The sequence below is a fragment of the Chryseobacterium sp. 27AL genome (assembly GCF_057815395.1).
Map to the genome: position 1 here is coordinate 92,523 of NZ_JBYRIW010000005.1, position 25,841 is coordinate 118,363.

26 protein-coding genes are annotated in these 25,841 nt (G+C 36.8%); 8 read left to right on the forward strand and 18 right to left on the reverse strand.

All coding sequences use genetic code 11. From position 1 onward, the window contains the following. Positions 1–185: 185 nt before the first annotated feature. Both AC3WV0_RS10465 and AC3WV0_RS10470 read right to left on the reverse strand, forming a co-directional pair. The gene (locus AC3WV0_RS10465) at positions 186–1,223 is read right to left on the reverse strand and encodes a patatin-like phospholipase family protein (protein ID WP_488846026.1); all 1,038 of its coding nucleotides are present in this window, start codon (positions 1,221–1,223) and stop codon (positions 186–188) included. Positions 1,224–1,410: 187 nt separating this feature from the next. After that, positions 1,411–1,911, reverse strand: coding sequence for a M15 family metallopeptidase (locus AC3WV0_RS10470; protein WP_312900520.1), 501 nt, complete (start codon positions 1,909–1,911; stop codon positions 1,411–1,413). Between the two features lie 182 nt (positions 1,912–2,093). On the opposite strand from AC3WV0_RS10470, the gene AC3WV0_RS10475 reads away from it, so the two are divergent. Then, positions 2,094–3,365, forward strand: a complete 1,272-nt coding sequence (locus AC3WV0_RS10475) for a Y-family DNA polymerase (RefSeq protein WP_488846027.1) — start codon at positions 2,094–2,096, stop codon at positions 3,363–3,365. Here AC3WV0_RS10475 and AC3WV0_RS10480 read toward each other — a convergent pair. The 3 genes from AC3WV0_RS10480 to AC3WV0_RS10490 all read right to left on the reverse strand — a co-directional run bounded on the left by AC3WV0_RS10480 (position 3,352) and on the right by AC3WV0_RS10490 (position 6,944). Then, positions 3,352–4,503 (reverse strand): serine hydrolase domain-containing protein, encoded by a 1,152-nt coding sequence (locus tag AC3WV0_RS10480; protein WP_488846028.1) that lies wholly within the window; start codon positions 4,501–4,503, stop codon positions 3,352–3,354. The genes AC3WV0_RS10475 and AC3WV0_RS10480 overlap by 14 nt on opposite strands. Before the next feature lie 101 nt (positions 4,504–4,604). Then, positions 4,605–6,146 (reverse strand): glycine--tRNA ligase, encoded by a 1,542-nt coding sequence (locus AC3WV0_RS10485; RefSeq protein WP_488846029.1) that lies wholly within the window; start codon positions 6,144–6,146, stop codon positions 4,605–4,607. 285 nt (positions 6,147–6,431) lie between these two features. After that, complete coding sequence (locus tag AC3WV0_RS10490; RefSeq protein WP_488846030.1) at positions 6,432–6,944, reverse strand: hypothetical protein; 513 nt, start codon at positions 6,942–6,944, stop codon at positions 6,432–6,434. A 155-nt stretch (positions 6,945–7,099) separates the two neighbouring features. Between AC3WV0_RS10490 and AC3WV0_RS10495 the strand changes: the two genes are divergently transcribed. The 3 genes from AC3WV0_RS10495 to AC3WV0_RS10505 all read left to right on the forward strand — a co-directional run bounded on the left by AC3WV0_RS10495 (position 7,100) and on the right by AC3WV0_RS10505 (position 10,153). Next, a complete protein-coding gene (locus AC3WV0_RS10495; RefSeq protein WP_488846031.1) occupies positions 7,100–8,155 on the forward strand; it encodes an alpha/beta hydrolase in 1,056 nt (351 codons plus the stop codon). Positions 8,156–8,179: 24 nt separating this feature from the next. Next, complete coding sequence (locus AC3WV0_RS10500) at positions 8,180–8,875, forward strand: pseudouridine synthase (RefSeq protein WP_488846032.1); 696 nt, start codon at positions 8,180–8,182, stop codon at positions 8,873–8,875. Between the two features lie 240 nt (positions 8,876–9,115). Further along, the gene (locus AC3WV0_RS10505) at positions 9,116–10,153 is read left to right on the forward strand and encodes a quinone-dependent dihydroorotate dehydrogenase (RefSeq protein WP_488846033.1); all 1,038 of its coding nucleotides are present in this window, start codon (positions 9,116–9,118) and stop codon (positions 10,151–10,153) included. 55 nt (positions 10,154–10,208) lie between these two features. Here AC3WV0_RS10505 and AC3WV0_RS10510 read toward each other — a convergent pair whose 3' ends face one another. Beyond that, positions 10,209–11,453 (reverse strand): DUF445 domain-containing protein, encoded by a 1,245-nt coding sequence (locus AC3WV0_RS10510; protein ID WP_488846034.1) that lies wholly within the window; start codon positions 11,451–11,453, stop codon positions 10,209–10,211. A 79-nt stretch (positions 11,454–11,532) separates the two neighbouring features. Here AC3WV0_RS10510 and msrB point away from each other — a divergent pair, with 79 nt between their 5' ends. From msrB to AC3WV0_RS10525, 3 genes are all read left to right on the forward strand, one after another. Then, positions 11,533–11,973 (forward strand): peptide-methionine (R)-S-oxide reductase MsrB, encoded by a 441-nt coding sequence (gene msrB / locus AC3WV0_RS10515; RefSeq protein ID WP_488846035.1) that lies wholly within the window; start codon positions 11,533–11,535, stop codon positions 11,971–11,973. A 131-nt stretch (positions 11,974–12,104) separates the two neighbouring features. Beyond that, a complete protein-coding gene (locus AC3WV0_RS10520; protein WP_488846036.1) occupies positions 12,105–12,869 on the forward strand; it encodes a murein L,D-transpeptidase catalytic domain family protein in 765 nt (254 codons plus the stop codon). After that, a complete protein-coding gene (locus AC3WV0_RS10525; protein ID WP_488846037.1) occupies positions 12,870–13,244 on the forward strand; it encodes a cupin domain-containing protein in 375 nt (124 codons plus the stop codon). It abuts the gene before it with no gap. 225 nt (positions 13,245–13,469) lie between these two features. Here the strand turns inward: AC3WV0_RS10525 and fabF are convergent, their stop codons facing one another. The 11 genes from fabF to AC3WV0_RS10580 all read right to left on the reverse strand — a co-directional run bounded on the left by fabF (position 13,470) and on the right by AC3WV0_RS10580 (position 24,628). Then, positions 13,470–14,711 (reverse strand): beta-ketoacyl-ACP synthase II, encoded by a 1,242-nt coding sequence (gene fabF / locus AC3WV0_RS10530; RefSeq protein ID WP_488846038.1) that lies wholly within the window; start codon positions 14,709–14,711, stop codon positions 13,470–13,472. Positions 14,712–14,824: 113 nt separating this feature from the next. After that, a complete protein-coding gene (locus AC3WV0_RS10535) occupies positions 14,825–16,093 on the reverse strand; it encodes an acetyl-CoA C-acetyltransferase (RefSeq protein ID WP_488846039.1) in 1,269 nt (422 codons plus the stop codon). Positions 16,094–16,103: 10 nt separating this feature from the next. After that, positions 16,104–16,709, reverse strand: coding sequence for a TetR/AcrR family transcriptional regulator (locus AC3WV0_RS10540; RefSeq protein ID WP_488846040.1), 606 nt, complete (start codon positions 16,707–16,709; stop codon positions 16,104–16,106). Between the two features lie 200 nt (positions 16,710–16,909). Continuing rightward, a complete protein-coding gene (locus tag AC3WV0_RS10545) occupies positions 16,910–17,329 on the reverse strand; it encodes an OsmC family protein (RefSeq protein ID WP_488846041.1) in 420 nt (139 codons plus the stop codon). Positions 17,330–17,371: 42 nt separating this feature from the next. Beyond that, positions 17,372–17,857 (reverse strand): helix-turn-helix domain-containing protein, encoded by a 486-nt coding sequence (locus tag AC3WV0_RS10550; protein WP_488846042.1) that lies wholly within the window; start codon positions 17,855–17,857, stop codon positions 17,372–17,374. Then, positions 17,790–18,287 (reverse strand): hypothetical protein, encoded by a 498-nt coding sequence (locus AC3WV0_RS10555; RefSeq protein WP_488846043.1) that lies wholly within the window; start codon positions 18,285–18,287, stop codon positions 17,790–17,792. The genes AC3WV0_RS10550 and AC3WV0_RS10555 overlap by 68 nt, the downstream gene beginning before the upstream one ends. 136 nt (positions 18,288–18,423) lie before the next feature. Next, positions 18,424–21,096, reverse strand: coding sequence for a TonB-dependent receptor domain-containing protein (locus AC3WV0_RS10560; protein WP_488846044.1), 2,673 nt, complete (start codon positions 21,094–21,096; stop codon positions 18,424–18,426). Positions 21,097–21,207: 111 nt separating this feature from the next. Next, positions 21,208–21,495, reverse strand: coding sequence for a hypothetical protein (locus tag AC3WV0_RS10565; RefSeq protein WP_488846045.1), 288 nt, complete (start codon positions 21,493–21,495; stop codon positions 21,208–21,210). Between the two features lie 99 nt (positions 21,496–21,594). Then, positions 21,595–22,233 carry a hypothetical protein gene (locus tag AC3WV0_RS10570; RefSeq protein ID WP_488846046.1) on the reverse strand — a complete coding sequence of 213 codons (639 nt, stop codon included), beginning with the start codon at positions 22,231–22,233 and terminating at the stop codon, positions 21,595–21,597. Positions 22,234–22,302: 69 nt separating this feature from the next. Beyond that, positions 22,303–22,989: a response regulator transcription factor gene (locus AC3WV0_RS10575; RefSeq protein ID WP_027380477.1), complete on the reverse strand. Its 687-nt coding sequence runs from the start codon at positions 22,987–22,989 to the stop codon at positions 22,303–22,305. A gap of 91 nt (positions 22,990–23,080) precedes the next feature. After that, a complete protein-coding gene (locus AC3WV0_RS10580; protein WP_488846047.1) occupies positions 23,081–24,628 on the reverse strand; it encodes a sensor histidine kinase in 1,548 nt (515 codons plus the stop codon). 193 nt (positions 24,629–24,821) lie between these two features. On the opposite strand from AC3WV0_RS10580, the gene AC3WV0_RS10585 reads away from it, so the two are divergent. Further along, a complete protein-coding gene (locus tag AC3WV0_RS10585) occupies positions 24,822–25,307 on the forward strand; it encodes an SRPBCC family protein (protein WP_488846048.1) in 486 nt (161 codons plus the stop codon). 154 nt (positions 25,308–25,461) lie between these two features. Here AC3WV0_RS10585 and AC3WV0_RS10590 read toward each other — a convergent pair whose 3' ends face one another. Continuing rightward, positions 25,462–25,803, reverse strand: coding sequence for a hypothetical protein (locus tag AC3WV0_RS10590; RefSeq protein ID WP_488846049.1), 342 nt, complete (start codon positions 25,801–25,803; stop codon positions 25,462–25,464). Positions 25,804–25,841 lie beyond the last annotated feature (38 nt).

Sequence of the window (25,841 nt, forward strand, 5' to 3'; positions counted from 1 at the left end):
TTCTAAATTAAAACTACAGCGCTGTAGAATATTTTTCATGGTATTTAGTTCTTTTGGTTATTGTTTTTAATCTTAATTCAAAAATAATTCGCAGCTGCGACAAAACTTGACGTATAAAAAATAATTTTATTAAAATTAAAATATAAGTTTTTTAGCTTATTTATACTTATTATAAGCGGTAAAGCTTATATTGTGTTTTTTATCAGCTTCTGTACGATTTGGTTAAGTAGCTCTCGATTGTCATCAATGTAGCAAAGCCCGGCCTGTATAAGATTTTCAATATTTGATCTTCTTACATTATCCATTGCCGGAGAAGCATTTTTCAATGATGGATTGAGACGATAATAATTTTTCTGATTTCTCTGTCCCAAAGTCTGAAACATCTGACAAAGCTGATAATCTACCGTTTCTGCATTTGCCGACATTAAAATATCGATAATTGGATTTACCCAGCTTATTTTTCCGGCCTTTTCAAGCTTTTTAAAAGAGTAGGATCTTGCTTCAATGCCTGTTCCGATGGAAATCATAATCATATCATTCACCACAGGATGATTGGCTTTCTGATGATTTTTCAACACTTCCGCAAAAGGAATTTTTCTCGCTTCCGCATAGGCACAAAGTGACGGATTATTGGCAAACATTCCGCCGTCAATCAGGCTGAATATCTGTCCGTACATTGATTTGATCTGAACTGGTGAAAAGTAGGTCGGTGCAGCTGAAGTTGCCCTGCATACATCTTTTACATAAAAATTGTCTGTAATGAGACTCGCTTTCCATGAGTTGAATAATTTGGCTCTTCGGTTTTCGATATCATAGCTTGTTATTAAACAAGGTTTTATCAGTTCTTTTAATTCTAAATTTCCAAAAAAGTCATTCAGATTTTTTTCAAGGGCTTCCTGGGATATTTTTTCATTAATCAACCCGAAAGGATTAATCAGTCTTTCCCAAAAAGAAACCTGAAATATGTCGCCACCTTTTTCAGCATATAGTTCCAGCCCTTTCTGGATGGAATATTTTGCTTTCCGGTGTTCGTCGGGACATAGAATGATAGACGCAATCAGACCTCCTGTACTGCTTCCTGCAACAAAATCAAAATAATCACCAAGTTTAGCACCCGGCTTATCATGAATCTGCAGCTGCTCTTCTATGTAGCGCAGAATAATGCAGGTGATGATACCCCTGATTCCGCCCCCGTCCAAAGAAAGAATGGTTGTCTTTTTCATTTGATTTTACTTTTTTTTTGGAGAAATCCCTGACAATATTAGACAACTAAAACCAATAGATTCCGGAAGAAATATCTATTGGTTTTAATTTTTTATAGAGATTGTTTTGGTGTTTCTCTAAAGCAAAAGTAGGGCGGGAAAGCGACAGAACTTGTCGTAATAAAATAATTTTTCAAACAATGGAGATTTAAAATACCACATAATCATCTTTATCTCTTTTCATTTTGATGAGTGTTCTCCAGCTTGTTGTAATTGTCCCTTTTTGAGCAGGAACAGATTTTTTCTCAAAGTGAGGAAGGTCTTTAAAGGTTTTCCAGTTGCCACCCCAGTTCCATCCGTATTTGGCAAAAATTTTCACACATTCATACCAGTCGGCAACCTGATCATTGTCCCAGTCTTTTACGGTGTCCCAGCTGGCTGCTTTGCCATCGATGATCAGGCAGATGTCAACGGCCAGTCCGTAATTGTGGATGCTTTGTCCGGCTTTAGCATTGGTCACTTTTTTTCCGGAAGTAATTCTTCCGATAGCGTACAGTTTTTCCTGTTCTTCAAAGCTTCTCAGGCCTTGCGTAATTCTTACTTTTGCTCTTCCGGTTAAGGCTTCGTCGCAGTCTTTAATAATCTGTTTTACCTCTTCCCTTACCAGGGGATGAAGTTTTTCAATTCTCTGTAATGTTACTTTATCCATATCAATAATTTTAAAGTTTTGGAAAACAAAATTATAGCGCATAGGCGACAAAACTTGACGTATTTAAATAAAATAAATAACTGTATATCAATTAATTAAATTTAATGTTAAAATTTCAATTTAGCATAATATTGTATTATAAAAGTTATAATTTTGTGCATTGAACTGTCCCGTTTTTAATTATGTATGCTTTAGTAGATTGCAATAATTTCTTTGTTTCCTGTGAAAGAACTTTGGATCCTTCGCTTGAAGACAAACCCGTTGTGGTACTTTCCAACAACGACGGATGTGTTGTGTCACGGAGCAAAGAAGCCAAGGACCTGGGCATTCCTATGGCTGCACCGGCTTTTAAATACAAAGAGCTGTTCAAGGAGCATGATGTTAAAAGTTTCTCCGCAAAATTTGAATTGTATAATTTTAAGAGTCAGCAGGTTATTGAAATTGCAAAATCATACGTGCTGGACCATGAAGTCTACAGTATTGATGAGCTGTTCCTGGATTTTACAGGGTTTAAGTACATCAATATTCATGATTATTGTATTGAAATTAAAAACAGAATCAGGCAGGAGGCTCATATTCCTGTCAGCATCGGAATTGCACCTACGAAAACATTATGTAAAGTAGCTAATAGAATTGTAAAAAAATATCCTGATAATTTTGACGGCGTGTTTATAATGGATACCCCTGAAAAAATCGAAAAAGCTTTAAAATGGCTGGATATTGGAGATGTCTGGGGAATCGGCCGCCGGCTTGCCGTAAAAATGCACGATAACGGTGTTCATAAAGCCTGGGATCTGTTGCAGAAACCGGAAATGTGGGTTCGTAAAGTAATGGGAATTCATGGGGTAAGAATGATTAATGAGCTGAAAGGTATCCGCCAGCTGGAACTCGATGCTCCGTCGCCCAAAAAGTCTATTGCGGTGACCAGAAGCTTCATGGAAATGCTTACCGACAAAGAACATGTTCGCGAGAGAGTGGAAACCTTCGGTATGTATTGTTCTGAACGTCTGAGGAAGCAGAATACATGTTGCAAGATGATAACGGTTTTCGTGCAGACCAACCGATTCCGTAAAGATCTGCCGGAATATAAAAAGGCAGTTACGCAGGTTCTTCCGAATCCCACCAATTCTTCAATTCTGATAGGAAGAGTCGTCAATGAGCTGTTTGAAGAAATTTTTAAAGAAGGATTTCATTATAAAAAAGCCGGAGTGATCGTTAATGATTTTGTCCCTGAAGATCAGAGATTGATCAATTTATTTGAAGAAGATGCACAAAATCAGCATCTTCCGGTAATGAAGGCGATGGACGCAATGAATAAAAAATTCGGGAAAGATAAAGTTCGCCTCGGGAGTATGAGCGGAGAAAATACCTACGGAAGAAAACAGCTTTCACCGGAATACGAAGCTTTTCTTAAAAATAATACGTTCACGGAAGCCAATTTCAGATTTCATTAGAGCGACTGCTGAAAAGTTTCACCGTTTCATTTACCAGAAATTTCACCTGATCCGGCCTTCCTCTGTCATTTTTAGGGAGATTGTTATAACTTCCGGTTCTTACGATGACCATATTATGTTCCGGAAGCATGATGATGTATTGTCCCTGCAAGCCTAAAAAATAGTAATGTTTAATCGGATTATCATTATTAATCCAGAATCCCATTCCGTAAATCTCTTCAGATTTTTCTGTCGGCGTTCGCATCTGGTTAATAAAATCAAGATTTAAAATCTGTTCGCCGTTTACCTTTCCATTGTTTAAGAATAATTGTCCCAGCTTTGCGAAATCACGCGTAGTGGAATGGATGCAGCAATACGTTTTTTCCATTCCGCTTTCGTCGGTGCTCCATTCTGCGTCCTGCTCCATCCCGAGTGGGATCCAGAAATTTTCTGATAAATAATCTGAAAGCGATTGGTTGACTGCTTTTCTCACAGCAAAACCTAAGAGTTGCGTAGAACCACTTTGATATTCAAATCTTTCTCCGGGATGTTGCTTGAATTTTCTTGAAAAGGTAGCTTTTATAAGACTTCTCCCATAGTATGCTTTTGCGTTTGGCAGAAATGGATTTTTATAATTTTCTTCCCAGTTGAGTCCGGACTCCATCTGTGCGAGATTTTTCAAGGTTAAATTTTCTGCAAATTCTTTATTTTTAAACTCGTCAAAATAACCCGAAAACTTATCATCGATACTTTTGATTTTTCCTTCTTCAATAGCTTTTCCTAACAGCATTACCGTAACAGCTTTTGCCATGGAAAAAGAATTGGTTTTTGAGAATTCGTTATAGCCATTCCAATATTGTTCGTGAAGGATCTTTCCATTACGGATAACAAGAAAAGAAGCGGTGTTGGAATGTTTTAAATCGTCAACTAAATTTTTCGGTAATTCTGCTTTGTTGTATTCAGTATCTTCCTCCCACGGAATGGGATTTCCGGCAGCAATTACATTATAGGAGAAAAATTTTCCATCATCAATATGCGCACTCATTTTTCCCTTCAGATAGGTTTTTGAAATTCCGTTGAAAATATAGCTGTAACCGAGAATATAAAAAAGCACAGCGACGATTACAGCGAATATCACAAAGTAAATAAGGACTGTCATAAAGATTGATCTTGAAACAAATTTAAAATAAATTTGACAACAAGAATCAGAATGACATTTTTTAACAAAAAATAAAGCCCTGATTTCTCAAGGCTTTCGTTTTATATTTTAGAAAGTAAATTTCTGAAGTTTGTTTTTTCATCAATAATTCTTCTCAACTCTGAAACAGGAACTCTTTCCTGTTGCATCGTATCTCTGTCTCTTATGGTCACCGTATGATCTGTTAATGAATCATGATCGATGGTAATGCAATAAGGTGTCCCGATCGCATCCTGTCTTCTATAGCGTTTTCCGATCGCATCTTTTTCTTCGTAGAATAAATTAAAATCATATTTAAGATCATTGAAGATTTTCTCTGCATATTCTGCTAAACCGTCTTTCTTCATTAACGGAAGAATAGCTGCTTTAATTGGCGCTAAAGCTGGAGGTAACGATAAAACCGTTCTTTCTGAACCGTCTTCCAGGGTTTCGTCCTTTAAACAGTGAGAGAATAAGGCAAGGAATAATCGGTCTAAACCTACCGAAGTTTCCACCACATAAGGCACATAGTTTTCGTTTCTTTCAGGATCAAAGAACTGAAGTTTTCTTCCTGAGAATTTTTCGTGTGCTTTTAAATCGAAATCTGTTCTTGAGTGAATTCCCTCCAATTCTTTAAAGCCGAATGGGAAATTAAATTCAATATCAGCCGCTGCATTCGCATAGTGCGCCAGCTTTTCATGATCATGAAATCTGTAGTTTTCATCACCTAAACCTAAAGCTAAGTGCCAGTTCAGACGCTTTTGTTTCCATTGTTCGTAGAACTCAAGTTCTGTTCCCGGAGCAACAAAAAACTGCATTTCCATCTGCTCAAATTCACGCATTCTGAAGATGAATTGTCTCGCTACGATCTCATTTCTGAATGCTTTTCCAATCTGTGCAATACCAAAAGGAAGTCTGTGACGGGATGTTTTCTGTACGTTTAAAAAGTTAACAAAAATCCCCTGTGCGGTTTCTGGTCTTAAATACAAATCCATCGCAGAATCAGCAGAAGCGCCGAGTTTGGTTCCGAACATTAAGTTGAATTGTCGTACTTCCGTCCAGTTTTTGGAACCGGTGTCGGGGTCAGCAATTTCTAGTTCTTCAATTAATGCTTTTACATCCGCAAGGTCTTCATTTTCCAGAGATTTTGCCAGTCTCGAAAGAATAGCTTCTCTTTTGGCTCTGTATTCCAAAACTTTTGGATTTGTCGCAACAAATTGATCTTTATCAAAGGATTCCCCAAATCTCTTGGCTGCCTTTTCGATTTCCTTATTTTCTTTATCTTCAATTTTAGCGCAGTAATCTTCCACTAAAACGTCTGCTCTGAAACGTTTTTTAGAATCTTTATTGTCAATCAATGGATCGTTGAAAGCGTCTACGTGGCCCGATGCTTTCCATGTCGTAGGATGCATAAGAATCGCCGAATCAATACCCACAATATTTTCGTTAAGCTGTACCATCGCTTTCCACCAGTATTGCTTGATATTATTTTTGAGTTCGGCACCGTTCTGTCCATAATCATAAACAGCGGATAAACCATCGTAGATCTCACTCGAAGGGAAAATAAAACCATATTCTTTAGCGTGAGAAATCACTTTCTTGAAAACATCTTCTTGCTTTGCCATAATTTTTTAACGTCTGAATTTGCAAAAATAGTGAAAAAGCGGGAAGTTAGAAGAAGGAAGCAGGAAGTTTTTAGAATGCAGAAAATTAGGAGCCGGGAACCTGCTTTCGCTACTCGCTTTTTCTATGATATCGGCGCGGCGGCGGAGCCGCCGCGCCGATATCATAAAAAAGAGCTCAGACATGCCGCTCAATCAGGGCTATGGATAAAAAGTTGTATAAAATCCTATTGATTAAAAAAAGCAGACTATCAGATCACATTCAATAAATCAGCTTTTGTCTATTTTTTAAAAACTATATGTAAGACCAATGCTGTTTCCTCTGATATCGAGCCTGTATGAAGTGGCTTTTGTTTCAGTGCTTTCCGGATTCTGATTTTGAGTGTCTACAGCTTTTTTCAGGTTTTTCTGTGCACTCAGTGCAAATGGAATTCCTATACCGATGGCGCCCAGGCCGGCTCCGATCAGTGCCCAGCCACCTTTTTGTTTCTCTTTGATGGCTACACCATTATAGTAGACTGTTTTATTCCGGGTTATCTCTTTTACAAGTCCAAATCCTATTAATCCGCCACCCACGGCACCGAAAATCTGTGATACCGTACTGTTGGTATTGGCCTTCTTCATATAGCTGAGGGCTTCGGGGTTGGTGAAAACTTTTCTATATTCAGAAAATTTAAATTTCTGGTCACCTTTAATAAAAAACTCACGGTTGGATTTTCCTAATTTAATTGAATCTGAGTTCTGAGCAAACGAGATCAAAGGAAAAATACTTAGAAGAATTGTAATTAGCAGTTTTTTCATAGTTAAATTTTGCGCGAAAATAAAAATTCTCTCTTTCAAAAAAGAATTTAAAATGTTAAATTTTATTCACTATTAAACTGCTCGAATCATTTCAATATATTATTGTCTTTTTTTGAGACAATTTACCGTAATTTGTCTCAGCTAAAGTTTTTATAATGAAAAAAGGAGGATTTATAATTTTAATTTTTGTCTTACTGGCCCAAAGTTTCCGGGCGCAGAACATTCCGGAAGGGAAGGTTGTTACGACATATATTACGGCCAAAACCTTACAGAATAAGGCCGGAGAAAATTCGAAACGCAGAGTTTCCGTTTATCTTCCGCCGGATTATGAAAAATCTTCCCAACGGTATCCTGTTATTTATTTTTTACATGGCTTTTTCTGGAGTGACAGCCTGTTGGTCAACAGTGACAAGATTAATCATATTATTGACAGGGGCATTAATTCAAAAAAAATAAGGCCCTTCATTATGGTGATGCCGGATGAAAGCACAGTTTTTAAAGGTAGTTTTTATGCCAATTCAAAATCTTCGGGAAATTGGTCAGATTTTACGTCGGTTGAGCTGGTGAACTTTATTGATAAAAACTACAGAACCATCACAAATAAAGACAGCCGTGGCATTGCAGGTCATTCTATGGGAGGCAATGGTGCTTTACGAAATGCTATTCTTCATCCTGAGGTTTTTTCTTCGGTTTATGCGCTTTCTCCCGGAATTTTAGATGCACAATATTTTGCGCTTTCTGAGATCGATTTGTACAAAAGTATAAAGCAGATAAATGAAGTTAAAGATTTATCAAAACCTGAAAATGCAAGAGCAAACATTATTTTTGCCATTGCGAGAGCATACAACGGAAATGAAAATAAGCCTCCGTTTTTTGCTGATCTGCCGTTTTCGTTTGATGGTGATAGATTAAAAGTAAACCCTTCTGTTGTTGAAGAACTAAAGAAAAACTCAACTTCAGAATTGCCTTTTTCACATTACGAAAATCTTAAAAAATTAAAGGCTATAAAATTTGACTGGGGAAGAAATGATGAATTGAAGCACATTCCGCCAAGCTGCCTGAATTTTAGCAAAACATTAGAAATGCTGAAAATAAAACATGAAGCTGAAGAATATATCGGAACGCATGGAAGTGAGGTCAGCAAAGAAAACGGACGAATAGAAAATCAGTTGTTGCCATTTTTCAACGTAAATTTAAAGTTTGAGGAATAAGCCAAAAACCTCTACTTTTGCCACATGCTAGAAATTCTTTATCGCGACGAACATCTTATTGCCATCAACAAACCCAGCGGATTGCTGGTTCATAAATCTTTTTACTCAGGAGAGGCCGACACGTATGCGATCCAGGAATTAAAAAAGCAGATCGGGCAAAAAGTTTTTCCGGTACATCGATTAGACCGGAAAACTTCGGGTGTTCTGCTGTTTACTTTAGACAGAGAAACGTTGAAAGCAATGAGTGAGCAGTTTGCAACAAGAGAAGTCGAAAAGAAATACATCGCCATTCTTCGTGGCTGGGCAAAAGAAGAAGAAACCATCGATTATGATTTAATTAACGAAAATGAAGTTAAGCAAAGTGCCATTACTTACTATCGTCGCTTACAGACTTCGGAAATCGACTTGCCTTTTTTAAAACATCAGACTTCGAGATATTGTTTAGTAGAAGCAATTCCTGAAACAGGGCGATTTCATCAGTTGAGAAAGCATTTTAAACATATTTTGCATCCAATTTTAGGATGTCGTAAACATGGTTGCAATAAACAAAATAAGCTGTGGCTGCAAACTTTTAATATCAACAAAATGACGCTTCATGCCCATCAATTGATTTTCAATCATCCGGTTTCTAACGAAAGAATTACTGTAAATGCCACTATAGATGATGAGTTCAAAAGGGTAGGAGATATTTTGAAACTGGATTTGAGTTCTTATTCTTAATGAAATAAATTTGCTTCGCAAAGTTTAAGAACTTGACTTCTTCAAATCAACTTGTTGATTAATACTTTGCTTACTTAAATAATTAACATTTAAATAATAATACTTTGAGTTAAAAATATCTCGCTGATTTTGCAATTTTTTAGCTTTATAGATAACATATATAATACCTTTTTCCATAAAATATCACAGGTTAATCAAACATTAATTTTAAAATGAGTATTTTTGTAAAACTTTTTTTCAATGTACAAATCGCTCATTCGCCCCATACTTTTTAAATTTGATCCCGAGGAAGTTCATCACTTTACATTTTCTATGTTGAAGAATTTTGGATTTCTTACCAAATTATTTTTCCCAAAACCGATTGAAGATAAGCGTCTGGAAAGAGAAGTTTTCGGATTGAAGTTTAAAAATCCTGTAGGCCTGGCGGCCGGGTTTGATAAAAATGCGGTTTTATTTAATGAATTGGGAGACTTAGGTTTCGGATTTGTAGAAATTGGAACGGTTACCCCAAAAGCCCAGGCCGGAAATCCTAAGAAAAGGCTTTTCCGTCTCATCGAAGATGGCGGAATCATCAACAGAATGGGTTTTAATAATGACGGTCTTGAAGCAGCAATTGAGAAATTAAAAGGCAATAAAGGGAAAATCATCATCGGCGGAAACATCGGCAAAAATACCCAGACAGCCCCGGAAAATTACACTCAGGATTATCTGGAATGTTTTGAAGGCCTTCATCCTTACGTTGATTATTTCGTACTGAATGTAAGTTGCCCGAATGTAGGAAGCCACGCCAAATTGGAAGATGTGGAATATCTTAGAGAATTAATCACAGAAGTTAAAAAAATCAATCAATCGAAGGCTGTACAGAAGCCGGTTTTGCTGAAAATAGCTCCGGATCTAAACAACAATCAGCTTGATGAAATTGTAGAGCTGATTGCAGAAACAAAAATTGACGGACTGATTGTTTCAAATACTTCTGTCAACAGGGAAGGGCTGAAGACTTCTCCTGAAGTATTGGCGCAGATCGGAAATGGCGGTCTTAGCGGAAAACCTATTAGAGAGCGAAGTACAAAAATGATCAAATACCTTTCTGATAAAAGTAACCGTGCTTTCCCGATCATCGGAGTTGGTGGAATTCATTCCGCTAAAGATGCTCTTGAAAAATTGGATGCCGGAGCAAGTCTGGTTCAGTTGTACACCGGTTTTATCTATGAAGGACCTGAACTGATTAATGATATTAATAAAGAAATACTGACCAGAGCAAGCAGAATTTCGAGATAAAAATATTTAAGAAACAATAAAAGGAGAGTTCAGTAGAGCTCTCTTTTTTCCAATTTTAAAGAAAAAAATGGGCAATTGTATAAATAATTAATCCTACCAATCCCCCGACTAAAGTTCCGTTTACCCGTATAAATTGAAGATCTTTCCCGACTTCAAGTTCAAGCTTTTCACTGAGCTCTTTTCCTTGCCAGTTTCCTACCGTTGAGCTGATGAGGTTTCCGAATTGGTGAGTGTTTTTCAGAATATATTTATAAGCCGTTACCCGTACCCAGTTGTCGATCTTTTGTTGGAGGTTTTCATCGGTTTTCAAATTTTCTGAAAATTCATTCAGGTTTTTGGAAAGATACATTTTTAATGTAGACTGCTCTTCCTGAAGTTCATTTTTCAACGTATTTTTAATGGAAATCCAGATGTCATTCGAATATTCTTCGAGTTTTTCACCTTTTAAAAGATCATTTTTGATATTTTTAAATTCTTCATCCCATTTCGGATCTTCTTTTAAATCAACAGAAAATTCATGGATTTTTTTTGTAATCAACGCTCTGATTTCATGTTGCGGATCTTCTTCAATTTCTCTGAAAAAATCTGACAGACCGGTGGCAATCTTATCGGCGATTTTATTGTCGACAAAAGCAGGAATAAATGTATAGCTGCCTTTCTTTACCCTTTCTTTAATCATTTCATCATTCTCCAGAATATAGTTTTTGATTTGTGATGAAAGATTGGTTACTATTCTCTGATGATTATTTTTCTCAATAATATAACTGATCCCGTTTCCTACAATTTTATTAAGTTTAATATCATCAGTCATTTCCTGAACTTTCTTCGTGATAAACTGACTCACTGAAGAATCGTCAAGCTTATTTAAAATATCCAGAACAATATCTGAAAGGTTTTTAATCAGAATTTCCTGGTTTTTCTCCTTTCCGAGCCATTCTCCTACGAATCCTGAAATTTTCAGCTTCTGCATATAAGGTCTGATATTTTGAGGGGAAAGGAAGTTGCTCACCACAAAGCTGCCCAGATTATCACCCAGCCTTTGTTTGCTGTTTTCAATGAGATTGGTGTGAGGAATGGGTAAGCCCAACGGATGCCGGAAAAGAGCCGTAACCGCAAACCAGTCTGCTAAAGCTCCCACCATGGCCGCTTCTGAAAAGGCGCGTACATAGCCAACCCAATGAGAGTCGACATTTTTTTGTAATAGCGTGGTACCGATGAAGATTACTGCCATCAGGAGGAAAAGCCCGGTGGCAAATGCTTTATATTTTCTAAGCTGTTTTCTCTTTGCCTCATCATTCATATGCTCAAATTTAGTACATTTGATTGTGAACTTATGAGTTATTGTAAACATAAAGTCACAAAATATTTAAAATAATTCTATGGAAAACGAAGCAAAAAACAATCCATACTACTCACGAACAGACCGCACACCGTTGAATGTTTCTAATGACGAGTGGAAGAATATACTTTCTCCGGATCTGTATGCAGTCGCGAGAGAAGCTGCTACCGAAAGAGCTTTTACCGGAAAATACAATGAATTCGATGAAATGGGAGAATACTTCTGTGCCGTATGCGGAAACCATTTATTCCGCTCGACCTCAAAATTTTCAAGCAGCTGCGGATGGCCGAGCTTTTTTGAGGCCGATAAGGAAGGTGTTTATTATAAAAGAGATTTGGCTTATGGTATGGACAGGGTAGAAGTACTTTGTAAAAGATGCGATTCTCATCTTGGGCATGTTTTTGATGACGGTCCGAAACCTACCGGCTTACGGTATTGTATGAATTCCGTAAGCCTGGAGTTTGTTCCTGATGAGCAATAATAAGTTGTTTTCAAGCACGAAATCAGTAAGTTAAAGTTTCTTAAATTTGAGTTAAACTTGTGGAGTTATTCTTTCAGATATCTATGTTTTTATACATTTGCTGACTCAATTGGATTTAACATATATATTGAATGAAAGGATTTTATAGCTTATTAAGTATTGTTTACATGGTAACTACTTCATTCTATCTTTCGCCTGAAAAGGATATTGCAAAGAATGAAATCAGGACAAAAAAGATTGAAAAAGTAGCCGGCACAAAATCGGAAAGCACCACGGAGAAAACAGTATCCTCATCAGAAGAGTTATACAGATCTATCGCATTTGAACAAGGACATGAACTTAACGAAGAAGTTTTCTTCAAAGCCTTAACTGGTTTTGAGAATTTGAAGAAAGCTGGTTTGCTTAATCAGGATTCGCATTTACTTACGGTATGCGATTTTTCTATGTCCTCAAATACGAAAAGACTTTGGGTAATTGATATGAATGAGAGAAAAGTACTGTTCAATTCACTGGTCGCCCACGGAAAAAATACCGGAGAAGAGTTTGCAACGAATTTTTCAAATACCGAAAGCTCACTTCAGAGCAGCTTAGGTTTTTATATTACGGATGCAACGTACAACGGGGACAATGGATTTTCCCTGAGATTACTGGGAATGGATAAAGGTTTTAATGATGCCGCCTACAAAAGAGCAATCGTTATGCACGGTGCAGACTACGTAAGTGATGAATTTGCAGCAATGCACAAAAGAATCGGAAGAAGCTGGGGATGCCCGGCTGTGCCTAGAGATCTTACGCAGCCGATCATTAATACGATCAAAGGAAGAAATCTTCTTTTTATTTATTATCCCGATCAGAATTATCTTTCTAAATCAGAATGGCTAAAAACATCAGCTTAAATGAATGAAACTTCAGAATTTATTGCAGCAATAAGACTCATCAATAATCCTGACGGAAGCAGTGCTTTTGAAACGGGGAGAATTCCTGTTCTAAAGCCGATAAAAACGACTTCTTTCTGGATCAGCAATAAAACTGAAGAATGGGAAAAAGCAGAGCATCCGGCACCCAGAAAGCAATTTGTAGTAACGTTAAAAGGCAAAATCAGGTTTAAGGTAAGCGATGGTTCAACATTTATTATCGAACCCGGGATTATTCTTTTAGCCGAAGATGTAGAAGGAAAAGGGCACAGCTGGGAATTGGAAGAAGGTAAAAAATGGGAAAGGCTTTATATTCCGGTTGATGATAATGATGAAAGTGGATTTATTCCTGATTGATCCTGATTAGAAAAATTTTAATTATTTATAAAAAAGCAGTCAAAAAAATGACTGCTTTTTCATTTATTACTGTAGATATTCTAACATCTTATTTTTCGCTTCCTCAAGATTGCTGCTGATTCTTGCGATTATCCTATTTTAATTGCGGGCTAACTTACAAAAAACTTCAAATAAAAATCCTGCGTTTAAAACACAAGGAATAAGATTTAAAAAGCTGATTGGTATTTAAGAAAACTTCTTGAAAATCAATGTTGCATTGTGTCCTCCAAAGCCAAAAGCATTACTCAAAGCGTAATTGATATCCTTCTCTTTAGCTTCTCCAAAGACAATATTAAGATCTTTCGGAATATTCTCATCTATTGTATGAAGATTAATCGTTGGCGGAATAATTCCCGTTTCAATAGCTTTAATAGAAAGAATTGCTTCCGCAGCTCCGGCCGCACCCAGCAAATGTCCTGTCATGGATTTTGTTGCGCTGATATCCAGATTTTTGCTTCCTTTAAATAATTTATTAATACCATTCAGTTCCACCAGGTCTCCCATAGGTGTTGAGGTTGCATGAGGGTTGATATAGTCTATGTCGTCTGTATTAATTTGCGCTTCATTTAATGCCAGCTGCATGGCTCTAATAGCACCAACTCCATCAGGATGAGGCGCTGTCATATGGTAGGCATCTGCCGTCATTGCAGCCCCGACGAGCTCTGCATAGATTTTTGCTCCTCTTGCTTTGGCGTGTTCGTACTCTTCCAAAATCAACGCTCCAGCTCCTTCTCCCATCACAAAACCATCTCTGTCTGCATCATACGGTCTGCTTGCTGTGGCAAAGTCATCATTTCTGGTAGACATAGCTTTCATACTTGAGAAGCCTCCTACCGATGCCGGCGTAATGGCTGCCTCGGAGCCTCCACTTACAATAACTTTTGCTTTCCCGAGCCTGATATAATTGAATGCATCCATTAAGGCAGTATTTCCGGTGGCGCATGCAGAAATCGTAGTATAGTTGATTCCCTGAAGCCCAAATTTCATAGAGATCATTCCCGAAGCCATATTGGCGATAAACTTAGGAACAAAAAATGGATTAAACCTTGGCGTGCCGTCACCTTTCGTGAATTCCATTACTTCACTTTCGAAAGTCCACATTCCTCCCTGTCCGGTTCCCCAGATAACTCCGGTGTCGAAAGGATCCATATTTTCAAGTTCGAGCCCTGAATCTTTCAGAGCCTCAGCTGTGGAATACATGGCATATTGTGAAAAAAGATCACTTCTTTTAATTTCGTTGTGGGATAAATGAGCTTTAGGATCAAAGTTTTTTACTTCACAGGCAAAATGTACTTTGAATTTTTCTGTATCAAAATGGGTGATTTTGTTGGCTCCGCTTATTCCGTTGATGCTGTTTTTCCAGAATTCTCCGACAGTGTTTCCCAAAGGTGTTACTGCACCGAGACCTGTAATGACCACTCTCTTCATAGGTACTGATTTATCTTTTAAAGTTTATTTGTATTGCCTCAAATCATTTTTTAAGGTATAGTTGAGACGATTGTAATTTGAATTAACAATTACTGATGTTTAGTGTTGTGTATTTATTTTTCTAAAATCATGGTAATTCCCTGTCCACGTGCAGCGCAGATGGAAATAAATCCTTTTCCGCTTCCTTTTTCGTCTAAAAGCTTGGCTAATGTTGCAATAATTCTTCCACCAGTGGCAGCAAAAGGATGTGCTACGGCAAGACTTCCGCCTTTTACATTTAATTTATCTCTGTCTATTTTTCCCAATGCTTTTTCTAATCCGAATTTTTTAGCCAGATCATCATTTTCCCAGATTTTTAATGTAGCTAAAACCTGTGCGGCAAACGCTTCATGAATTTCATAAAAATCGAAGTCCTCAAGGCTCATTCCTGCTTTTTTCAACATTCTTTCTGCGGCAAAAACAGGAGCAAGAAGTAAGTTTTGTTTATTTTCCACGTATTCAATTCCTGCAATTTCAGAGAAAGTGATATAGGCTGAAATCGGTAAATTATTCGCTTTTGCCCATTCTTCGCTCGCTAATAAAACGGCAGAAGCTCCATCGGTAAATGGTGTTGAATTCCCTGCTGTCAGTGTTCCGTTTTGTTTGTCAAAAGCAGGTTTTAAAGTAGCTAATTTTTCTAAACTCGTGTCACGACGAAGATTATTATCTTTATCCAAGCCGTAAGCCGGAGAGATCAAGTCGTCAAAAAATCCTTCGTCGTACGCTTTTGCCATATTCTGATGACTTTTAAAAGCAAGTTCGTCCTGTTCTTCACGAGAAATTCCGTAATATTTTGCAGTAATTTCTGTATGACCACCCATCACCAGACCTGTTTTAGGTTCCTGCCCTTTGTATGGAATCGGCATCCAGTCTTTTAATTTCGGAGTTAACAGTTGTTTGATTTTTCCAAAGACAGATTTTTCTTTATTGGCTTTTAATAAAGCTGTTCTTAATCTTGGAGAAGACTCAAAAGGAATATTGCTCATTGCTTCAACACCGCAGGCAATTCCACTTTCAATCTGCCCTAAGGCTATTTTATTTCCGATGTAAATTGCCGCTTCAATTCCCGTGTCACAAGCCTGCTGCAGGTCACAAGCCGGAGTTGCAGGATCGAGATTCGTATTCATAACAGTTTCTCTGATGAGGTTGCTTTCAGAAATATGCTTGATTGTTGCACCTCCCGCAACTTCTCCAAGGAGTTTTCCTTTAAGGTTGTAACGGTCGATCAAACCATTCAAAGCAGGAAGCAACAAATCCTGATTTCCTTTATCTGCGTATGCTGTATTCATTCTGGCAAAAGGGATCCTGTTGTATCCTACGATAGCCACTTTTTTTGTTTCCATAGGCTGAAGTTTATGATGGGTGTTTGTTCAGTTCTTTATCGATAATACTAAGAATTCTGTCTAATGCCTGATTGAGAAATTTTCCTTCTCCGGTGGTTTTTGATAGTAAAATACCTCCCTCAATCAGCATGACGAATAGTGAGGCGTATTCTCCGGCATCAATATTTTCATTCATCTCTCCGGTTTTTTGTCCTTGTGTAATAACGTCTGAAATTTTGATTATCCATTCTTCAAAAGATTTTACCACCTGATTCTTAAGGTTAGGCATTGTATCATCAGCTTCGGTTGCCGCGTTCATCAAAGGACAGCCTCCATTAAGAAATACCGGCTGCCAGTTTTTCCTGTAAAATGTAACGAACGCCCGTAGCTTGTCAATTGAAGAAGGAAATTCTTCACTGAAAGAACGTGACATACTTTGCTTTAATAATTTTGCATTGTATTTATAGACTTCAAGCGCAACTTCATCCTTGTTTTCAAAATTTCCATAGATACTGCCTTTCGTTAATCCGGTAACTTCCGTGATGTCTGATAATGTCGTAGAAATATACCCCTTGGTATTAAACAAAGATGCTGTTTTCTCAATAATGAATTGCTTTGTCTTTTCTGCTTTAGACATTTTTCAGTTTTATGATGCAAATATACATAAAATACCAATCGGTATATTTTATATTTATGGATTTAATCTATTAGCTCAAAGTATTTAACTTTATTTAAGCTGAAAGGCGGTTTAAATTAAGTTTGGCTAAAGCCATTTGATTGTTTTAAATGAAAAAACGGGCTAAAGCCCGTCCCCATTGATGATTTATACTTTATAATTTAGCTCTCCAAAGTAGCATTTAAAGTAATTTCAAAATTGAATGCAGCACTTACCGGGCATCCTTCTTCTGCAATTTTTGCATATTTCTGAAATTCTTCTTCTGAAATTCCCGGAACTTTTGCTGTTAACGTTAATTCGGATTTTGTAATTTTTCCGACGTTAGGGTCTAAAGTGATAACTGATTTTGTCGTCAACTCTTCAGGAGTAAATCCTGCCTGAGAGAGTTCAGCACTTAATTTCATGGTAAAACATCCTGCGTGCGCTGCTGCCAGTAATTCTTCAGGGTTTGTTCCAACGCCGTCCTCAAATCGGCTGTTGAATGAATATTGCGTTTGGTTTAATGTTGTGCTTTGTGTTGTTAAATGTCCTTTCCCTTCTTTGATGGTACCGTTCCAAACGGCTGTTGCGTTACGTCTCATAATACTTTAATTTTTTTGTTGTTAATATTGTTTGTTTTGATGTTACAAAGATATATCAGATAGTATTCCAAATAAATACATAAAACGAACTAAATGTTGTACTTTTTTCCCGATATGTAATTTTTTTTTAAAGTTCGTTGGTGTACTTCCGGTTTTGTTGGTAAAAAGACGATTGAAATAGGCCGGATCATCATATCCCAGATCATAAGCAATTTCTTTGACCGGTTTATCCGTGTAAATCAGAAGCCTTTTCGCTTCAAGTAGAATTCTGTTGATGATCAATTGATTGGGAGATTCAAGATGTAAATTTTTAAATTTATGTGTTAAAGTTTTAGGAGCTATATGGAGAAGATCTGCATATTCTGAAACATTGTGTTTTTCTCTGAAATGAATTTCCAGATATCTGCTGAAGTCCCGGAAGATATCAATTTCGTTACTTGGAATTTTCAGGTTGTCATTATCAAGATTTTGTTTTTTCCATTTTCTTGTAGCGCGGATAATGATCTGCTTTACGTATGTCCTGATCATTTCTTCTGCAGAAGAATCTTTTTCCTTGCAGCTCTTCCTGAATATTTTTAAACAAATTTTTAATGATTAAATTTTCTTCGTCATCAAGCTCTACAAAAGGAATCTCAAAAACATTATGAAAAAGAAGACCGTCACAGGCTACTTCTTTATCATGAATCTGAATGCAGTAAAAATCACGGTTATAGTACAGTAAAGTTGCATCTTCTTTAGTTTTAGAAATTTTTATATGCTGGTTCGTCAGGAAAAAAAGACTTGGTTTTGCCGTTTTAAAATGATTAAAGTCTACAGAAATCTCAGAACCGGGTGGAATATATAAAACTTTAATATCATAACGAAACTTATTTCCGCTGAAGGCTTCAAGAGGATTTTCGGAAACATTTTCTATACCGAGCTTCTTGTAGTGATCTTCAAAAATAAGTGTTTGTGACATGAATTTTACTTTATGATAAAGATACAAAAAAGCATGGCTTTAATCATTATTGTTAAAACCATGCTTGTAGTATTATGAAATTTGAGAATGAAATAATTTGAAATCACTCAAACTCTACAGTTCTCAAACCTAAAACTTAAAAAGTCACATCCAGTCCAACATAAAAATTAGCCTTCATAATCGGAGCATAGATCATTCCTCCATCAAAATAATTCCCGAAAGGGTTTTTTACGTCAACAATTGCGTTTTTCTGATAATAAGAAGTTAAATTCTCACCACCCAGATAGGCTCTGATTTTTTTGTTGAAATTTCTCGAAATCTGTGCATTTAAAACAGCATAAGATGGCGAATATGAAGACAATTGAAATTCCTTAGGATTTGATGAAGTGTCCGGAAGTCTTTGTTTTCCTACCAGATTCAAAGTCGTATCAAAACTCCAGAAACCACCGTTATTATTTTTGTTTGTAGAATAAGCTACATTTACGAAACCTCTGTGTTTGGCCATGAAGGGAACTTCTCTTCTTCCGCTCAGATAATCAGCCTGCACATCATAATATTTGTAAGCAAGTCTTATGTCAAAATTTTTAAAAGGTATAAAATCCCACTGCGTCTGAAAAGAATTGGCAAATGATTTTCCTTCCAGATTATAAAAAGTCAGTTGCTGAGGCGAACGGTCCAGATCTACCATCACCTGATCCTGAAAATCTGTTCTGAAAAAGTCGGCTACAATGGTTGATTTTCTCCCAAAGAGTTTAAATTCCTGTTGCAGGCTTGCCCCATAATTCCATGCGATTTCCGGTCTTAATCCGTAAATATTCCCTCCGTTTTCAAGAATCTGGATATTCCTGTTGGAAGCAAAATACTGCTGACTTTCCGCAAAAACATTCGCTGTTCTGAAACCTCTTCCGGCTGAAAGTCTTAGAATAGTCTGCGGAGTGATATCGTATTTGAAATTTAATCTTGGCGTGAACTGAGTTCCTGCCAGATTGTGAAAATCAATCCTTGCACCTGCTACCAAAGTATATTTTAAGCCTGTCAAAGTATATTCTGCAAAGGCTCCAGGAACGATTTCATTTCTTTTAAAATTTCCCGTTAAATACGTTTCATCGTAACCATCATACATGAAACTTGCTCCTGCTTTGTACTTATGATTGGTATTACCTAAAATACTTTCAAAAATTAAATTTGAATAATACGTCTGCTGCTTTCCGGAATAATTTCTAAGACCAAAAAAACTATCCTGCTGATGAAAAGTATACTGATTCATCCAGCCCAGACTTTGATAAGGTTTTCCTTTAAAAACATATCCTGTCTTATTCCAAACCTGAAATCGTGAAATATCAATCCCGACACCATACAACGACTGCTGATTCTGCGGAATTTTTTTATCAAATCCAATCTGACCCGCTGTTCTTTCATCCTTGATAAAATTGATTCCGAAATGAGATCCGAAACCTGATTTTTCAAGGTCATTATAATTGAGCAGATAAGCTGCATTGAGCTGTGTACCTTTTGGCCTGTCCAGAAAGCTGTCGTTATTCATATCTGTATTCCCAAAAGTTCCGTTGCCATGAAGAAGAAACGTCTGCGACCATTTATCATCGATTTTAGAAACACTGGTGATGTTGGCTTCCGTTCTTCCGTTGAAATCTGCAAAAAGGTTCAGGGAAGTTTCGGGCTTTTCTGAATTTTTTAATAATTCAGTATTAATTTGTCCTGTAATGCTTTCGTAACCGTTCGTCACCGTGCTTCCGCCTTTGGTAAGCTGAATACTTTCGATCCATCTTCCGGGAATAAAACTTAATCCGTAAGCAGATGCCAGCCCCCTTACTTCAGGCAGAAGTTCTTTTGTCAGGCTGGTGTATTTCTGATCTAAACCTAACATTTTCAACTGTTTCGTTCCCGTCACCGCATTGCTGAAAGAAACATCCACCGTGGCATTGGTTTCAAAGCTTTCGGATAAATTACAGCAGGCAGCTTTCAGCAATTCTTTCTTATCGATGTTAAAAATTAGTCTCGCTTCTTTTTTACTCAGTGAAGTAGATGTCTTTCCGCCTGTTACTATAACGCCTTCGATGGCTTTTTCATTGTTGTTTTCAGTGTGGGAAGTTTCATGCGCCTGATGATCCTGCTTGCCATTTTCTTCTAAATGAACTTTCGGATTTGCTTCGCCAAACGGGATTTCTCTATCGTAAAGACAGCAGGAAGGAAGATTTTTATAAGTACTGTCGCTGGATTTGTACTTTTCATTGTCGTGACCTACATCGGCGATTTTCTTCAGAATTTTATCAGCTGAGGTTTTTTTCGGATCAAAATTTAAAATAACAGTCTGTTTTTCTGCATCCCATTCTGCAAGATCGGCTCCGGCGTCTTTTGCGGCTTTTTCAATTCTTGCTTTACAGGATTCACAGTTTCCTTTCACATAAAATTCATTCTCTTTTTTTGAATGGATATGATGATCTTCATTTGCGGCAAATTGATCTCTTTCATAATGACAGCAGGCTGGAAGGGCATTGTAATCAGCTTTTGAAGCTTTAAATTTCTCATTGTCGTGCCCTGCTTTTGCGATTTCTTTTAAAATATCGTCTGTAGAAACAGTGTCATCAGTCTCTAATGTTAAGGTCTGCGAATCAACAGAATAGCTTGCTTTTTTGGCGCCGGATTTTTTCGCAGTAGTTTCGATTCGATCTTTACACAAATCACAGTTTCCTTTTACTTTAAAATGATTTTGAGAAAGATTCTGTGCAAATACAAATGATGTAAATAATAAGAATATACCAAGAATAATCCTGGAAATATATAATTTCATTTTGTTTAAAATTTAGATTAATTCAATTAAGGTAACGATTTAACAATGTGATAATTTAACAATCATTGGCAGATTGATAACTGGAACATTGTTACATTTATTTTTAATTAATTAACCTATTTTCGGCGGTTGCCAGATCTCCTTCAGCCGTCCCGGAAGATATGGGTCGGAATATTGGAAATATAAATTTTTATTGGCTTTGTAAAAAGAAATGTCCAGTTTTAGGCTTCTGGAAAAAGGAATTTCTATAAAACTGTAGCAGGTGGCGCAATACGAACAGCAGTTGTCATTACACGAAGAAGTTTTTTGCTTTTTGTTGTGATTTTCTTTCGAATGTTCTTTGTGCTGTTTTTTGCAGCAATCACTTCCGGAGCTTTCCTTACAACATGTTTCCTGCATATTTTGAGCATAAAAATTATCTTTAGGAATGAGAAAAATTCCTAGGCAAAAAATAATTGTTATGATCTGAATAAGTTTCACTTTGCAAAAATACAAAAATTATGGTAAAGGTTCGCCAACTTTTACACCGCAATTATGCCAAGGTTCACCATGGGCCGGATTTAAGGCGGGTTTAGGACCTGTCGGCGCTGGTGTTGGATTCGGGGCCGGCGTGTTTTGGGCAATAACTTGTGTTGGCTGTGCTGTAGGAGCAGGTTTGCTGTTCAGTGGCTGTCCTACCGGAATATCACATCGGTGGCCTGGCTCTCCGTGTGGAGGGTTCATCCCCTTAGGTGTTTTGATATTCTTTGATTTTCCATTATTGTCTACAGTGAATTTCCCGGGCTGTAAAGCGTTGGGATCGATCTGTATCGTCTGGGTATTGTTCTGTGCTGGAGCTGAATTTTGTGACACAGGAGCAGGCTTGCTGCTCAAAGGCTGACCTACAGGGATATCACATCGATGTCCCGGTTGGCCGTGAGGCGGGTTCATTCCCGGAGGAGTAACTGTTGCAGTCGGCGTATTCTGTGCTGTCTGAATTCCTGCCTGATCCAAAAGCGACGGTTTCGGGGTTTGATTTACCGCAAGTGACGGTGACTGAACGCTCGCTTCTTCTTTTAAATAGGTTGCTCTTTCATCTTTTTTACATGAAATCGTCAGTATGGAAATAGCGATTAAGCCAAAAATTGTATTCTTCATATAAAACAAAATTAGCAAAACATTTTGAATTGCTTTGCTAATTTTATAGTTGATAAGGATAATTTATATTTAATTTTTAACTAAAAGTCTGAATCCTTCGCCGTGAACATTGATAATCTCCAGGCCTTCATCATCTTTAAGTAATTTACGAAGCTTTGCGATATATACGTCCATACTTCTTGCGGTGAAGTAGTTTTCTTTTTTCCAGATTTTTCTCAAGGCAAGATCTCTCGGCATAAAGTCGTTTCTGTGGATGCAAAGAAGCTTCAGCAGCTCGTTTTCTTTAGGGGAAAGTTTATATTCATTGTCACCGACTCTCAGTTGTCTCAACATAGAGTCAAAGAAAATATTGCTGATTTTAAACTGTTCCTGCTCTTCATTTTCCAGGGTAGAACTTCTCTGGAGAATGGCTTTTATTTTGTATAAAAGAAGCTCCGTATCAAAAGGTTTTGTAATATAATCATCCGCGCCCAGCTGATAACCTTTCAGAATGTCTTCCCTCATATTTCTGGCTGTCAGGAAAATAATGGGTGTGTTTTTATCAATTTTTTTTACGTCTTCAGCTAATGAAAATCCGTCTTTCTTTGGCATCATCACATCAAAAATACAGATATCGAATTCGTTTTCTGTAAATTCTTTTAATCCCTGCTCTCCATCAGTGGCAAGAGTAACCTCAAAATTATTTATCGTTAAATAATCTTTTAATACCGCCCCGAAACTCTGATCGTCTTCTACTAATAATATTCTGTTGCTCATAATTTTAATAATTTAGAATTAAAATTTTAATAATAAGAATGAATATATCACTCTTTTCTTCCTATATTTTGTTATTTGGTTTGATTTTCATTCAGTTCATTGGCAGTTTGATCGTAAATGTACTTCCTTTTCCTTTATGGGAGTCCACTATAATCTGACCTTTATGAAGCTCTACAATTTTTTTCACATAAGAAAGTCCTAATCCCTGCCCTTTTACATTATGAATATTCCCGGTTTCTTCCCTGAAGAATTTTTCGAAAATTTTCGTTTTATTCTGGGTTTCCATTCCCATTCCCTTATCAGAGACTTCAATAACATACCAATGTCCTTCGTTTCTTGTTTTAATCGTGATTTCAGGTGCTTCCGGTGAATACTTGTTGGCGTTATCCAAAAGATTTACCAGCATGTTGGAAATATGAAATTCATCGATCTTAAAATTATATTCAGTAGCATTGAATTCCTGGGTGAGAGATCCGTTTCTTTGCTGCACAATCAGATTAAAGGATTCTGTTGTTTTTTTAATGAGCTCTCTGACATTTGCCTCCTTTAAAAATAATTTTACTTCATTTCGCTCCAGCTTCGACATGTTCAGCACATTTTCTACCTGCTTTTTCATTCTCAGGTTTTCCTGTTTTATCAGCTCTGAATAATATTTTACCTTATCAGGATTTGTCGCGATCTTATCATTTGCCAAAGAATCTGTAGCAACGGAAATCGTTGCCAGTGGAGTTTTAAACTCATGAGACATATTGTTGATAAAGTCGGTTTTCACTTCAGCAAGCTTTTTCTGCCTCATCATATAATTGATGGAAATGATATAAATTCCGAGAATGGTGAGCAGGGAAAGAAATGTTCCCAAGAGCATCGGCCAGTTATTCATCGCCAGGGAATATTCTTTTTTAGGAAAAACCAACGCCAGCGTATATAACGTCCTTTCTTTTGAATCCGTAAAAAGAGGATAGCTGTAGGTATTGTTGTCCTTTTTTTCTTTGTACAATTGATTAACAACACTCGTAAGCTTGTTGTTTTTATCAGTAATTCCATAGCCGAAAGTTGCTGATATTCCTCTTATTCTCAGTTCTTTGGTGATCACAGAATCCAGGACTTTTTCATCGACCCTGCGGGTAATGGGAAGATTGTTTCCATTGACTTTAACGAACTCCTTCATCGCATAATCGCCATTTTCAATGTCTTTATTGATTTCCGACGTAAGCAGCTCCCGGTTGGTGGTGTCTCGTTTTATTTTGTAGGCAGCTTCATCGGAATATAAAGTAGTAAGGTTCAGCGAATCTCCTTTTGGAGAAATCGGAAGCTGATTTTTCTCGATAATACTTTTCGAATAAACAATTTGCCGCTGCGTCCCGGAATCTTCTACCTGCTGGATGGTGGTTAAAGAAGGTTGACTGCCGTTGGCAAGAATGGTATTTCTGAAATCTTTATTCTCAACGTTGAGGTATTTGTCTACTTCAGCCTCACCAATAATCTTTGAAGTATTTTCCAGCGCCGAATATACTTTCGAAGAGAAATCCTGATCCAATGCACCATAATATCGTTTCAGCCAATAAAATTGTAGTGTGACGAATACAATCAGTGAGATCGTCATAAACACCGATATTATTGGGATGAATTTATTATTCATATTTTCTTTTTTAAAAAATAGAATGTTAAAATTAAATATTTTATGACTTCATAAACAAAAAACGCGCCAAAAAATTGTATAATTTTTCTTAAAAATCCGCTTTTTAACATTTATTTATAAATTATAAAATGCTTGGCATAAGATTATCATGATGTAAAATAAAAAAAGTAAATTTGGGTAAACAACAATTAATATGAAATCTGATATCATTTTTAATAAAGATTTGGATGCAGCCAGCGTATATGTGATGAAAATTTACAACGCCGATGTTTCCAAACTATGGGACTATTTTACAAAATCCGAATTGCTGGATCAGTGGTGGGCACCAAAACCATGGAAATGCGAAACGGTATCCCAGGAATTTAAGAGCGGAGGAGTATGGCTGTATTCAATGGTAAGCCCAGAAGGAGAAAGACATTATGCCAAGGTGAAGTATGGTGAAATCATGGAACATCGAAGTTTCGACGGCACAGATACTTTCTGTGATGACAAAGGAAATAGCAATCCTGATTTTCCTGAAGCTCAGTGGCTTTTTGGCTTTACGGGAGTTGAAGAAGGTACAAAAGTTACTGTAAATATCCATTTTGCATCTGAACCCGCCATGAATCAGTTGTTAGAAATGGGTTTTGAGGAAGGTTTTAAAACGGGATTAAATCAATTGGAAGAAATTCTGAATTAATTTTTTCTAAATATGAGCATAATAGTTTATTAATAAGGCAGGTTCTAACCCGTCTTCAATAAAGGTAGATCAATTGGTTTTAGACGAATCACATAAAAAATGGAAAGTAAACTTACCTTCCATTTTTATTTTATACTCAAACTTAATTTTATATTCAAATTAATTCCTCTTCCTGGAAATATTGAATAATAGCTTTTTTCATTAAAAGTTGCTGTTCATTCGGCTTAAGCTCAGGAAGATCTTCCAGTTTTTCAAAATGCGGATATCCGTCGTCATCGTAATGCGAAAATTTATAGTATCCAAAAGGTTCCAGTAATCTGCAAACGGCGATATGAATCAAATTAACCTTGTCGTCTTTCGTATATTTTTGCTGACCGCTTCCCAGCTCCTGAAGACCAATTAAAAACAGATATGTTTCAATCGGTGCATCTCTTTCAGTGTCAAAATTTTCAATGAAAAATTGTTTTATTTTCTGCCAGTATTCTGCTTCATTCATAAATTATAATTCTTTTTTATCGTTTTCTTCAATAAGAT

What these genes read in the sequence shown, in the direction of transcription:
- AC3WV0_RS10575 (WP_027380477.1), bottom strand. Translation starts at nt 22,989, where the DNA reads ATGAGCAACAGAATATTATTAGTAGAAGACGATCAGAGTTTCGGGGCG.
- AC3WV0_RS10555 (WP_488846043.1), bottom strand. Translation starts at nt 18,287, where the DNA reads ATGTCACAAACACTTATTTTTGAAGATCACTACAAGAAGCTCGGTATA.
- AC3WV0_RS10545 (WP_488846041.1), bottom strand. Translation starts at nt 17,329, where the DNA reads ATGAGACGTAACGCAACAGCCGTTTGGAACGGTACCATCAAAGAAGGG.
- AC3WV0_RS10535 (WP_488846039.1), bottom strand. Translation starts at nt 16,093, where the DNA reads ATGGAAACAAAAAAAGTGGCTATCGTAGGATACAACAGGATCCCTTTT.
- AC3WV0_RS10540 (WP_488846040.1), bottom strand. Translation starts at nt 16,709, where the DNA reads ATGTCTAAAGCAGAAAAGACAAAGCAATTCATTATTGAGAAAACAGCA.
- msrB (WP_488846035.1), top strand. Translation starts at nt 11,533, where the DNA reads ATGGAAAACGAAGCAAAAAACAATCCATACTACTCACGAACAGACCGC.
- AC3WV0_RS10480 (WP_488846028.1), bottom strand. Translation starts at nt 4,503, where the DNA reads ATGACAGTCCTTATTTACTTTGTGATATTCGCTGTAATCGTCGCTGTG.
- AC3WV0_RS10550 (WP_488846042.1), bottom strand. Translation starts at nt 17,857, where the DNA reads ATGATCAGGACATACGTAAAGCAGATCATTATCCGCGCTACAAGAAAA.
- AC3WV0_RS10590 (WP_488846049.1), bottom strand. Translation starts at nt 25,803, where the DNA reads ATGAATGAAGCAGAATACTGGCAGAAAATAAAACAATTTTTCATTGAA.
- fabF (WP_488846038.1), bottom strand. Translation starts at nt 14,711, where the DNA reads ATGAAGAGAGTGGTCATTACAGGTCTCGGTGCAGTAACACCTTTGGGA.
- AC3WV0_RS10495 (WP_488846031.1), top strand. Translation starts at nt 7,100, where the DNA reads ATGAAAAAAGGAGGATTTATAATTTTAATTTTTGTCTTACTGGCCCAA.
- AC3WV0_RS10560 (WP_488846044.1), bottom strand. Translation starts at nt 21,096, where the DNA reads ATGAAATTATATATTTCCAGGATTATTCTTGGTATATTCTTATTATTT.
- AC3WV0_RS10505 (WP_488846033.1), top strand. Translation starts at nt 9,116, where the DNA reads ATGTACAAATCGCTCATTCGCCCCATACTTTTTAAATTTGATCCCGAG.
- AC3WV0_RS10490 (WP_488846030.1), bottom strand. Translation starts at nt 6,944, where the DNA reads ATGAAAAAACTGCTAATTACAATTCTTCTAAGTATTTTTCCTTTGATC.
- AC3WV0_RS10510 (WP_488846034.1), bottom strand. Translation starts at nt 11,453, where the DNA reads ATGAATGATGAGGCAAAGAGAAAACAGCTTAGAAAATATAAAGCATTT.
- AC3WV0_RS10520 (WP_488846036.1), top strand. Translation starts at nt 12,105, where the DNA reads ATGAAAGGATTTTATAGCTTATTAAGTATTGTTTACATGGTAACTACT.
- AC3WV0_RS10565 (WP_488846045.1), bottom strand. Translation starts at nt 21,495, where the DNA reads ATGCAGGAAACATGTTGTAAGGAAAGCTCCGGAAGTGATTGCTGCAAA.
- AC3WV0_RS10500 (WP_488846032.1), top strand. Translation starts at nt 8,180, where the DNA reads ATGCTAGAAATTCTTTATCGCGACGAACATCTTATTGCCATCAACAAA.
- AC3WV0_RS10525 (WP_488846037.1), top strand. Translation starts at nt 12,870, where the DNA reads ATGAATGAAACTTCAGAATTTATTGCAGCAATAAGACTCATCAATAAT.
- AC3WV0_RS10470 (WP_312900520.1), bottom strand. Translation starts at nt 1,911, where the DNA reads ATGGATAAAGTAACATTACAGAGAATTGAAAAACTTCATCCCCTGGTA.
- AC3WV0_RS10465 (WP_488846026.1), bottom strand. Translation starts at nt 1,223, where the DNA reads ATGAAAAAGACAACCATTCTTTCTTTGGACGGGGGCGGAATCAGGGGT.
- AC3WV0_RS10580 (WP_488846047.1), bottom strand. Translation starts at nt 24,628, where the DNA reads ATGAATAATAAATTCATCCCAATAATATCGGTGTTTATGACGATCTCA.
- AC3WV0_RS10570 (WP_488846046.1), bottom strand. Translation starts at nt 22,233, where the DNA reads ATGAAGAATACAATTTTTGGCTTAATCGCTATTTCCATACTGACGATT.
- AC3WV0_RS10485 (WP_488846029.1), bottom strand. Translation starts at nt 6,146, where the DNA reads ATGGCAAAGCAAGAAGATGTTTTCAAGAAAGTGATTTCTCACGCTAAA.
- AC3WV0_RS10475 (WP_488846027.1), top strand. Translation starts at nt 2,094, where the DNA reads ATGTATGCTTTAGTAGATTGCAATAATTTCTTTGTTTCCTGTGAAAGA.
- AC3WV0_RS10585 (WP_488846048.1), top strand. Translation starts at nt 24,822, where the DNA reads ATGAAATCTGATATCATTTTTAATAAAGATTTGGATGCAGCCAGCGTA.